The 11,107-nt window shown below is 63.8% G+C and carries 10 protein-coding genes and 1 tRNA gene; 8 read left to right on the plus strand and 3 right to left on the minus strand.

The window, feature by feature from the left end; genetic code table 11:
• Positions 1-15: 15 nt before the first annotated feature.
• The 6 genes from EV664_RS14640 (at position 16) to EV664_RS14665 (ending at position 4,743) form a co-directional block, all read left to right on the plus strand.
• Positions 16-1,161 carry an acyl-CoA dehydrogenase family protein gene (locus EV664_RS14640; protein WP_133496465.1) on the plus strand — a complete coding sequence of 382 codons (1,146 nt, stop codon included), beginning with the start codon at positions 16-18 and terminating at the stop codon, positions 1,159-1,161.
• An 18-nt stretch (positions 1,162-1,179) separates the two neighbouring features.
• Positions 1,180-2,226 (plus strand): enoyl-CoA hydratase/isomerase family protein, encoded by a 1,047-nt coding sequence (locus EV664_RS14645; protein ID WP_133496466.1) that lies wholly within the window; start codon positions 1,180-1,182, stop codon positions 2,224-2,226.
• Between the two features lie 14 nt (positions 2,227-2,240).
• Positions 2,241-3,017 carry an enoyl-CoA hydratase gene (locus EV664_RS14650; RefSeq protein WP_133496467.1) on the plus strand — a complete coding sequence of 259 codons (777 nt, stop codon included), beginning with the start codon at positions 2,241-2,243 and terminating at the stop codon, positions 3,015-3,017.
• Between the two features lie 41 nt (positions 3,018-3,058).
• Positions 3,059-3,943, plus strand: coding sequence for a 3-hydroxyisobutyrate dehydrogenase (gene mmsB / locus EV664_RS14655; RefSeq protein ID WP_133496468.1), 885 nt, complete (start codon positions 3,059-3,061; stop codon positions 3,941-3,943).
• A complete protein-coding gene (locus EV664_RS14660) occupies positions 3,940-4,530 on the plus strand; it encodes an NADPH-dependent FMN reductase (protein WP_133496469.1) in 591 nt (196 codons plus the stop codon). The genes mmsB and EV664_RS14660 overlap by 4 nt, the downstream gene beginning before the upstream one ends.
• A gap of 138 nt (positions 4,531-4,668) precedes the next feature.
• Positions 4,669-4,743, plus strand: a tRNA-Asn gene (locus EV664_RS14665).
• Between the two features lie 90 nt (positions 4,744-4,833).
• On the opposite strand, the gene EV664_RS14670 is transcribed toward EV664_RS14665, so the two are convergent.
• A complete protein-coding gene (locus tag EV664_RS14670) occupies positions 4,834-5,607 on the minus strand; it encodes an NAD kinase (RefSeq protein WP_133496470.1) in 774 nt (257 codons plus the stop codon).
• The gene (gene moaA / locus EV664_RS14675) at positions 5,604-6,614 is read right to left on the minus strand and encodes a GTP 3',8-cyclase MoaA (protein ID WP_133496471.1); all 1,011 of its coding nucleotides are present in this window, start codon (positions 6,612-6,614) and stop codon (positions 5,604-5,606) included. Before moaA ends, EV664_RS14670 begins: the two co-directional genes overlap by 4 nt.
• 117 nt (positions 6,615-6,731) lie before the next feature.
• Here moaA and EV664_RS14680 point away from each other — a divergent pair, with 117 nt between their 5' ends.
• Positions 6,732-8,756, plus strand: a complete 2,025-nt coding sequence (locus tag EV664_RS14680; protein ID WP_229668289.1) for a GGDEF domain-containing phosphodiesterase — start codon at positions 6,732-6,734, stop codon at positions 8,754-8,756.
• Between the two features lie 79 nt (positions 8,757-8,835).
• Here the strand turns inward: EV664_RS14680 and EV664_RS14685 are convergent, their stop codons facing one another.
• A complete protein-coding gene (locus EV664_RS14685) occupies positions 8,836-9,234 on the minus strand; it encodes a hypothetical protein (protein WP_133496473.1) in 399 nt (132 codons plus the stop codon).
• Between the two features lie 221 nt (positions 9,235-9,455).
• On the opposite strand from EV664_RS14685, the gene EV664_RS14690 reads away from it, so the two are divergent.
• Complete coding sequence (locus EV664_RS14690) at positions 9,456-10,970, plus strand: succinyl-CoA:acetate CoA-transferase ScpC (RefSeq protein ID WP_133496474.1); 1,515 nt, start codon at positions 9,456-9,458, stop codon at positions 10,968-10,970.
• Positions 10,971-11,107 lie beyond the last annotated feature (137 nt).

Raw genomic sequence — 11,107 nt, forward strand, 5'->3', positions numbered from 1 at the left:
TAAGCCGGAACGCACATGACCGATCAATTCGACCTTAATGAGGACCAGCGCGCGATTCAGGAGATGGCGCGCAAATTTACTGCCGATCGCATTACCCCCAATGCGGGCGAATGGGACGAGAAACACATCTTCCCGCGCGACGTAATCAAGGAAGCGGCGGAGCTGGGCTTTGCCGCGATTTACGTGTCCGAGGAATCGGGTGGCATCAATCTGGGGCGGCTGGAGGCGGCGCTGATCATGGAGGCGATGGCCTATGGCTGCCCCTCGACCAGCGCCTTCATCTCGATCCACAATATGGCGTCGTGGATGATCGACCGGTTCGGGTCGGACACGGTGAAGGGAAAATACCTCCCCGATCTCGTCACCATGGACCGGATGGCGAGCTATTGCCTGACCGAACCGTCCTCGGGTTCGGATGCCGCCGCGCTGAAGACCAAGGCGATCAAGGACGGCGATCACTATGTCCTCAATGGATCGAAACAGTTTATTTCGGGCGGCGGCGAAAACGAAGTGTACGTCGTCATGGTCCGCACGGGCGAGGACGGGCCGAAGGGCATTTCGTGCATGGTCGTCGAAAAAGACATGCCCGGTGTCAGCTTCGGCGCACAGGAGCGCAAGCTTGGCTGGCATTCGCAGCCGACCGCTCAGGTAAATTTCGAAGACGTACGCGTGCCCGTCGAAAACCTTGTCGGTAGCCAGGGCGAGGGGTTTCGCATCGCCATGATGGGCCTCGACGGCGGCCGCCTGAACATCGGTGCCTGCTCGCTGGGCGGTGCGCAGCGCTGCCTCGATGAAGCGGTTCGCTATACGAAGGAGCGCGAGCAGTTCGGCAAGCGGATCGCCGATTTTCAGAACACCCAGTTCATGCTGGCCGATATGGAGACCGAGCTTCAGGCCGCGCGCTACCTGCTCTATGTCGCCGCAGCCAAGGTCACCGCGAACGCCCCCGACAAGACGCGCTTTGCCGCAATGGCCAAACGCCTCGCCACCGACACGGGATCGAAAGTCGTCAACGACGCGCTGCAGCTGCATGGCGGCTATGGCTATCTGATGGACTATCCGGTCGAGCGTTTCTGGCGCGACCTGCGCGTCCATTCGATTCTGGAGGGCACGAACCAGATCATGCGGATGATCGTCGGCCGCGACATGCTGCGCCAATAGCATCGAAAGGAAAACAACATGACCGACGATGTTCGCATCGAAACCGAGGGGAAGGCGGCGCGTATCCGCCTGAACCGGCCAAAGGCGATCCACGCGCTCAACACGCCGATGTGCCTCGCCATGGCGGATGCGCTGGCGGAGTGGCGCGCCGATACGGCAATCGAGGCGGTGCTGATCGACCATGCCGAAGGGCGCGGCTTCTGCGCTGGCGGCGATATCCGCATGGTGCAGGAATCGGGCAAGGGTGACGGCGCGGCGGCGCGCGAATTCTTCCGCGAAGAATATCGCATGAACCATATGCTGTTCACTTACGCCAAGCCGGTCGTGGCGTTCATGGACGGCATCACCATGGGCGGCGGCGTCGGCATTTCGCTGCCCGCCAAATATCGCGTGGCGACCGAAAATACGAAGCTTGCTATGCCCGAAACCGGGATCGGCCTGTTTCCCGATGTCGGCGGTGGCTGGTATCTTTCGCGCCTTGACGGGCGGATGGGCGAATATCTCGCGCTGACCGGCGCGCGGATCGATGGTGCTGAGTGTCTCGCACTTGGTCTTGCCACCCATTATCTTCCCTCGGAAACGCTGGAAGAGGCAAAGCGCCGCATCGCCGACGATCCCCAGACGATTGAGGCGGTGCTGGGCGAACTCTCGGTCGAGGCGCCGCCTGCGAAGATACTGGAGCACCGCGAGACGATCGACCGGCTGTTCGCATCCGACCGGCTGGAAGACATTTATGTCGCGCTGGAAGAGCACGGCAGCGAATGGGCGAATGCGCAGCTCACCACGCTGCGCACCAAATCGCCGCAAACGATGAAGGTCGCGCTGAAACTGCTCGCCGACGGGCGGACCATGCCGACGTTCGAAGACGAGATGCGGCAGGAATTCGCGGTTGCCGCGCATGTCTGCCAGCGTCACGATTTTATCGAAGGGGTGCGCGCCGTCCTGATCGACAAGGACAATGCGCCCAAATGGAACCCGGCGACGCCCGAAGCGGTCAGCGCGCATATGATCGACCAGATTTTCGCGCCGCTGCCCGATGACGAGGCATGGACGCCGCACCGCTGATACGGAGACAAGACATGGCAGACTATGAAACGATCAAAGTCGAACAGCACGGCCGCGTAACGCTGATCACGCTCGACCGGCCAAACGCGCTGAACGCGCTCAACAGTCAGGTGCTCGCCGATCTGCTCGACGCTATGGCGGCATTCGACGCCGATCCCGAACAGGGGTGCGCGGTGATCACGGGAAGCGAAAAGGCGTTCGCCGCCGGTGCCGATATCAAGGAGATGCAGGCGCAGGGCTTTGCCGATATGTATGGCAGCGATTTCTTCGCCGGATGGGACCGCTTCACGCGTACGCGCAAACCGGTGATCGCGGCAGTGGCCGGCTATGCGCTGGGCGGCGGGTGCGAGCTTGCCATGATGTGCGACTTCATCCTTGCCGCCGATACCGCGAAGTTCGGACAGCCTGAGATCAAACTAGCCGTCAGCCCCGGCATGGGCGGGTCGCAGCGCCTGACGCGCGCGGTGGGCAAGGCAAAGGCCATGGAGATGTGCCTCACCGGCCGGATGATGGATGCCGAGGAAGCCGAGCGCGCTGGCCTCGTCAGCCGGATCATCCCCGCCGCCGATCTGGTCGAGGAAGCTGTGAAGACGGCCACTACGATCGCTTCCATGGCGCCGCTTGCCGTGCTGGCCAACAAGGAAATGGTCAACGCCGCGTTCGAAACCGGCCTGCAACAGGGCGTGCAGTTCGAACGCCGCCTGTTCCACGGCCTGTTCGGCACCGAGGATCAGGCGGAGGGCATGAGCGCCTTTGTCGAAAAGCGTGAGGGGCAGTGGAAGGGCAAATAACGCTCTCGCCCCGCTCGCCAAAGCAATAGAGGATCAATGAAATGGCACGTGTAGGTTTTATCGGTCTCGGCAATATGGGTGGCGGCATGGCCGCGAACCTTGCCAAAAAAGGACATGACGTTCACGCATTCGACCTTTCGGAAGAAGCGCTGGAACGTGCGCGCAAGGCAGGGTGCCTGCCGGTCGGCAGTGCGCGCGAAGCGGCGGACAAGGCCGAAGCGGTCATCACCATGCTCCCCGCCGGAAGCCATGTCGAACAGGTGTATAAGGAGAGTGTCTTCGGTATCGCCGATACTGCCGCTGTCCTGATCGACTGTTCGACGATCGATGTCGAAACCGCGGTGCAGGTCGCCGATGCAGCGGCTGCCAAGGGGCTGACGGCTGTCGATGCTCCCGTTTCGGGCGGAATCGCGGCTGCCAATGCCGGGACGCTTACCTTCATGGTCGGCGGAACGCAGGACGGGTTCGACCGCGCAAAGCCGTTCCTCGACGATATGGGCAAAGCGGTCATCCATGCCGGGCAGAACGGCACCGGGCAAACCGCGAAAATCTGCAACAACATGCTGCTCGGCGCGACGATGATCGCGACCTGCGAGGCATTTCTGCTGGCGCAGAAGCAAGGGCTCGATCCGCAGAAATTCTATGATATTTCCTCGGTCAGTTCAGGCCAGAGCTGGTCGATGACGAGCTATTGCCCGCTTCCCGGCGTCGGGCCGGAAAGTCCCGCCGACCATGACTATGCGGGCGGTTTCGCCTCTGCGCTGATGCTCAAGGACCTGCGGCTGGCCATGGCAGCGGCTGAGGCAAGCGGCACCGACACCCCCATGGGCAAACGTGCTGCAGAGATGTACGAACATTTCGCGCAAGGGGCCGAATCCGGCCTCGACTTTTCCGCGATCATACGGAGCCTGACGAAAACCGAATGACAGAATATCCGCACATCGTTGGTATCGGGGGCACCACGCGCCCCGGCTCCTCGACCGAGATGCTGGTGCGCGCCATCCTCGCCGAATGCGGGGCAAGGGGCGCTGAAACCACGATGTTCGCGGGAGCCGAACTGCTCGCGCTTCCGCATTATAATCCGGGGGATCCCACGCGCACCGACGGGCAGCGCGCGCTGGTCGATGCTGCGCGGCGGGCGGACGGCTTTGTCATCGGAACGCCGGGCTATCATGGCAGCGTGTCGGCGCTGGTGAAGAACGCCATCGACCTCCTCGAAGATACGCGCACCGACGATGCGCGCGTCTATATGGACGGGTGCCCGGTCGGGCTGGTGGTGTCGGCTGCCGGGTGGCAGGCGACCGGCGTTACGCTAAGCGCGCTGCGCGACATCATCCATGCCCTGCGCGGCTGGCCAACGCCGATTGGCATCGGCGTGAACACGATCGTTCAGCGTCCGTTCGACGATGAGGGGCGCATCGCCGACGAAAGCATTGCGGGTGCGGTGCGGATGCAGGCGGGGCAGATCATGGATCACGTCAGCGGAACGCGGATGCGCAAACAGGCCGTCTGACCCGATTTTCTGCGCTTTGTGAGGGGCGCTAAGGAAAAGATCAAAAAACCCGAACAGGGTGCTTGCAATCCTTCGAATCTCACTGCTATAGGCGCGCCTCTCGCAGACGGTATCGAGCCGCAGCGAGAGCCAAGGCATTCCCCGGTAGCTCAGTGGTAGAGCAATCGGCTGTTAACCGATCGGTCGCTGGTTCGAATCCGGCCCGGGGAGCCACTTTCCAGAAAAATAGTTGATGACCGTGCGCAGGTGGAATTGCTGCATCCGCACTGGACCGTAAGCCTGACAGCGCGCCCTCCGGGTAGATCAGGCGATGAACTGTTCCATGGTGATCCGGTCGTCGAGCGCATGTTCGGGATCGAACAGCAGTTTCAGCGTGCGCAGCCGGTCGATCTCGACCGAAACATAGCGCACCTCGCGAAATTCATGCTGATCGGCAACGGCACTGACCGGTCGCTTGTCTGCCTCAAGCACCCGGATCGAGATACAGGCCTTTTCGGGCAGGATCGCCCCGCGCCAGCGACGGGGGCGGAACGGACTGATCGGCGTGAGCGCCAGCAGCGAGGAGCCCAGCGGCAGAATGGGGCCGTTGGCCGACAGATTATAGGCGGTCGAGCCCGCCGGTGTGGCGACCAGAATGCCGTCACAGACCAGTTCGGGCATTACCACCCGGTTATTGACCGTCACCTCCAGCTTCGCGGTCTGGCGCGTCTCACGCAGCAGTGAGACCTCGTTGATCGCAGGTATCTCCTTCACATCGCCGTCGACGGTTTCGACGCGCATGGTGAGCGGCGTTACGTTGAACGACCGGGCATGGATCAGGCGATCCGCCAGCCCCTCCGGCCGCCAGTCGTTCATCAGAAACCCGACTGTGCCGAGATTCATTCCGAATACCGGCAGAATCTGCCGCCGCTGCAGCATGCCATGGAGCGTTTGCAGCATGAAGCCGTCGCCGCCGAGCGCGACTATCATCTCCGCCTCGTCTTCCGCCACCCATTCATGGCTGGCGCGAAGCTCTTCCGCTGCGGTTTGCGCGGCAGGGGTGGGGGAGGCGACGAGCGCGCGGCGCATCGTGCTCATCCGCCGGTAACGCTCATATGGCGCGAAACGGCGGGTGCAGCCTCGCGCTCGATGCTGAAATCATGGCGCGCTGGTTTGCGCAGCATCGCCACATCGAGCGCATCATCGACCGCCGCAATCCCGCCCTCGCGATAAGCCGCCTTCAAATCGACCTGATCGTCATGGCCCAGGCACATGAACAATTTGCCCTCGGTGGTCAGACGCACGCGGTTGCAGCCGGCGCAGAAATTATTGGTCAGCGGCGAAATCAGACCGAGGCGCGTATCGGTTTCACCCAGCTGCCAGTATCGCGCCGGACCGCCGGTGCGATGATCCGCAGGGTGAAGCGGGAAACGCGCCTGAAGGTCGTCCATCACAGCGGTGAGCGGGACGAAGCGATCCGCGCGATCCTCATCGATCGCGCCCAGCGGCATGGTTTCGATCAGGGTGAGGTCGAAGCCCTCCTCCCCGCACCATTGCAGCATCGGCGCGATCTCCTGATCGTTCAGCCCTTTGAGCGCGACCATGTTGATCTTCACCGCAATGCCTGCCTTTTTCGCCGCAGCGATGCCGCCCAGCACCCGGTCGATATCGCCATGGCGCGTGATGAAGCGAAAGGTTTCGGGATCGCGGCTGTCGAGGCTGACATTGATCCGCCGCATTCCGGCGGCGAATAAATCCCCGGCATGATCGGCCAGCCGGTTGGCGTTGGTCGTCATCGTGACCTCGTCCAGCCCCTTGCCGAGATGCGCGCCGAGCCAGCGTGTCAGGTCGACGACATCGCGCCGGACCAGCGGCTCGCCGCCGGTGAGCCGGATCTTACGCACCCCGCGTTCGATGAAGCGCTCGGCGATCGTGGCGATCTCCTCCAGCGACAACAGCCGGTTGCGCGGCAGGAAGGTCATATTCTCCGCCATGCAATATCGGCATCGTAAGTCGCAGCGATCCGTTACGGAGATGCGCAGATAGGTGATGGCGCGACCGTGTTGATCGACAAGATCGGCAGCGGGAAAGGGGGCAGATGCCATGTTCGAAGAGCTAAGCGCTCGGCGTCTCCGCGACAACCCCTGCGGGAGCTAACAAAAGCTCATGATAACCATGGTTGTCGATTGGCCCGTCGCATGTTGCGCGGTAGACAGCGAATCGTGACGCAAGCGCAGGACGATCCGTACGACCCATATTGGACCTCCGAGGGAGAGGATGGCACGCGCACGCTGGTTTTCCTTTTGTCCTTCCGGTATCGCGATGAACTGACCGCGACGATTTCGCGCGCGGGGTGGAGCGTCGTCGCGGCGCGCCGGTCCGATGCGCTGGAGCAGCGCATGCTGGCGAGCGGCGCTGCGATCGTGCTGATCGATGCGCGCGGCGCGCTGGACGAGGCGCTGGCCGCCACGGCGCGCCTCGCCGGGCATGTCGGCGCGCGGGGCGGCGCGCTGATCGCGCTGGTGTCGCGCAACATGGTGGGGTCGCTGGGCGCGTTTCTTTCGGCCGGAGCGACGCATTTCCTCACCAGTCCGATCAGCCAGTCCGAACTGGTTCACGGCATCCGCTTTGCCGAGGCGCATTGCCGCCGTTCGCTGGTCGATCCGCGCATGCTCCGCCGGGAGGGCGCTCCCGGCCCGCTGCAATGGCGCTGGGACGGCGCCGAAAATGTCGAACTGAACGCGCCGCTTGCGGCGAAGCTTGGCGAAGAACGCAGGATCAGCGCGCGCGCCGCACTGCGCCGGGTGCCGCTCGACGAACGCAGACCGCTGATCGCCGCGCTGAAGCGGCTTCGGGCCGGATCGGTGGCCGATGTGGTGGTGCATGTCCTTCCCGAAATCGGCAGGACGGTGCAGCATCTCGGCCGAAGCGCCGGGAGCGCGGAAATCCGCGCAGTGCTCGAACTGCCCGCGAGCGAGCTTGCCGCGCCGGCGAGCCGCGACTGGCTGACCGGCGCGCTGGATGCGGCGGGTGCGCGCGAATGGTTGCAGCGGCGATTCGACAGCGGCGGGCCGATTTCGGCGTTGCTGATCGGCCTCGTCCGTTTCGAGATCGTGAACACCGCGCTGGGCCGGGCGGCGGGTGATGCCCTGCTCCGCAGTGTCGGGGCGAAGCTCACCGAACGCGCATCGACATCGCTGGGAAGGGACGCGATCGTCGCACGGCTGGGCGGTGCCGACTTCCTGATCGCGGCGCCGTGCGAAACGCAGCGGATGGAACTGTACGGGGCGGAGGTGCAACATTTGCTCTCGCGTCCGCTTTCCACCCCGGCAGGCGATGCACGGGTCGGCGCGCGGCTGACCGTGACCGAGCGGCAGGCGGGGGACGACCCGGTCACCTTTCTGCGCCGCGCCGCCGAAGCGCTCGCCCGGGCGCGCGAGGGCCATTTGCCCGAAAGCGGCCAGTCGGCGGCGCAGTCGATCGAGCGGCTTGCGGTCGATATTCGCGCTGCGCTGGACGAGAAAGAGATTGAAATCAGGTTTCAGCCGCAGGTGGAAATTGCGAGCGGCGCGATCACCGGCGTGGAGGCGCTTGCCCGGTGGCAGCATCCGGTGCTGGGCGAACTGGGCGCCGAACTGCTGCTCGCCGCTGCCGATCGGGCGGGGCTTGCCGGAGCGGTGTCGAACGCGATCCAGCGCGCGGCGCTCGACCGGGCGGCGCGCTGGCCCCGCTCGCTCGAACATCTGCGCCTGTCGGTGAACATCACCGCCGATGATGTCGCACAGCCCGATTTCGCCGAACGCTTGCTGCAGCGTGTCGATCGCAGCGGATTTCCGCGCAGCCGGCTTACGCTGGAAGTGACCGAAACCGGGCTGATGGAAGATCTGGGCGCGGCGGCGGACCTGTTTTCGAAATTGCGCACCGCGCATTGCCGCGTTGCGATCGACGATTTCGGCACCGGCTATTCCAGCCTTGCCTATCTGAAATCGCTGCCGCTCGATTATCTGAAGATCGACCGGCGGCTGAGCCAGGATATCAGCGGCAGCGCCCGCGACCGGGTGATCGTGCACGGCGTGATCGAAATGGCGCGCTCGCTGGGGCTGGGCGTGATCGCCGAAGGCGTGGAGACCGAGGAGCATCTCGACCTGCTCGCCAAAGAAGGGTGCCAGTTCTATCAGGGGTTTTTGTGCGCCGAACCGCTCAGCGTCGATGCATTGCAGGCGCTGATCGAGGGCCAGAGCGCCTAGCCACCGACCCATATCAAATTTAGGGCCGAACCTGCGCGATATTGGCCCGTCGCGCAGGGTCGGCCTTGCCCGCCCGATATTATCCGGCCATAGCCATGGCATGTTCCTCGTCACGGTCGAGGAAATGGTCGGCGGCACCGGGCGAGACGAAGATACCGAAGCGCGTTTCCGGAAGGATCCGGCGCAGCTGCACCTTCAATAGCGAAGTGGGGGAGAGCAGGGCGACGCGGTCGCCCTCACGATCAAGCGCTTCGGCAAAGGGGCGAAGCAGCGCGATGACCGCGCGCGGCTGCACATTCGCGCTGCGCAGATCGATCAGCAGTCGGGCAGTGCCGCTTTTATGCATATAGTCGAGATGGGCCGCGATCGTATCGCAATGGTCCGCCATGCGATGTTCGTCGAAATCGCCCTGCGCTTCGGCCGATATGCGGCCATCGGCCAGCCGTATCGAGAAGGTTGCTGCACTATCGTTCATCATCGCCGGGTACTCCCAGTCGTCTCTCCATGGTTTGGAATACTGCCGGGGCGCGGCGGTGGATATTCCGCAAGATTACAGGGGCGCCGGGCCAGGCATTTTTAAACCATATCGCCCCCCGGCATATCACCTGCCCCTCATCGCAAAACGGCCTCGCCCTGCGGCATTACCGGATGCACCCGGCGCCCCGGTCGCGTTAGGGGCGTGCCGGTAAAGGAGAACCCATGTCCCACCCGATCGCCTGCCCCGCACTTCGTTCGCGCATTACCGATGCCGATAGCGCCGCCGCGCTGATCAGGCCCGGCGAAACCATTGCCACGAGCGGGTTCACCGGTTCGGGCTATCCCAAGGCGGTGCCGCAGGCGCTGGCGCGGCGCATGGCGGACCGGAATGCGGGTGAGGGGCCGTTTCGCGTCAATCTGTGGACCGGAGCGTCGACCGGGCCGGAACTGGACGGTGCGCTGGCGGCGGTCGACGGCATCGATCAGCGGCTGCCCTACAGCTCCGATCCCGTCGCCCGCGAAAAGATCAATCGCGGTGAGATCAACTATCTCGACATGCATCTCAGCCAGGTCGCGCCGATGGCGTGGGAGGGCGTGCTGGGGCCGCTCGACACCGCGATCATCGAAGTGACCGGCATTCGCGAAGACGGCGCGCTGATCCCGTCCTCCTCGGTCGGCAACAACAAGAGCTGGCTCGATCAGGCCCGCCGGGTGATTTTGGAGGTCAATCGCTGGCAGAATCCGGCGATCGAGGGGATGCACGATATCTATTACGGCACCCGCCTGCCGCCCGATCGCGTGCCCATCCCGCTGGTGCGCCCCGATCAGCGGATCGGCACGCCGTATTTCGCCTGCGATCCCGACAAGATCGTCGCGATCGTCGAAACCGATGCGCCCGACCGCAACCTGCCTTTCGCAGCGCCCGACGATACCGCGCTGGCGATTGCCGGGCATATCATCGAGTTTCTTACCCATGAGGTGGCGCGCGGGCGGCTTCCCGCCGCGCTGCTGCCGATCCAGTCGGGGGTGGGCAATATCGCCAATGCAGTGCTGTCCGGCCTGATCGACGCGCCGTTCGAGCCGATGACGGCGTTCACCGAAGTCATTCAGGACGGGATGATCGACCTGCTCGACGCGGGCAAGTTGCGGATGGCATCGGCAACCGCCTTTTCGCTCAGCCCGCACGTGGCGGAAAAGCTGAACCGTGAGATGGAATCTTATCGCGACCGAATGATCCTGCGTCCGCAGGAGATGAGCAACCATCCTGAACTGGTGCGCAGGCTGGGCTGCATCGCGATGAACGGGCTGATCGAGGCCGACATCTACGGCAATGTCAATTCGACGCTGGTGATGGGATCGCGCATTCAGAACGGCATCGGCGGATCGGGCGATTTCGCGCGCAACGCCTATGTCTCGATCTTCATGACGCCCTCAACCGCAAAGGGCGGCAAGATTTCCGCCATCGTGCCGCAGGTGAGCCATGTCGACCATATCATGCAGGATGTGCAGGTGATCGTCACCGAACAGGGGCTGGCCGATCTGCGCGGCCTGTCCCCGCGCCAGCGTGCGAAAGTGGTGATCGATCGCTGCGCCCATCCCGATTATCGGGCGCTGCTGGAGGACTATCTGTTGCGCGCGCAGAGCGGTTCCTATGGCCTGCACGCCGCATCGCTGCCGGGCGAAGCGCTGTCCTGGCATCAGCGGTTCATGGAAACCGGAACGATGCAGCAGGGGTGAGGGCGGCGGAGCCGCTGCATCATCCAGGGCGCGTCATTGCGAGTGGTCTGAGCCCGTAGTTTCTACCATTTACGAGTAGAGCCTTGGGCCGTTTTGATGCCCTTCACTGGGCGTGATGGCAACAACCGTATTGGGGG

Source organism: Stakelama pacifica, from assembly GCF_004361835.1.
GTDB lineage: Bacteria > Pseudomonadota > Alphaproteobacteria > Sphingomonadales > Sphingomonadaceae > Sphingomonas > Sphingomonas pacifica.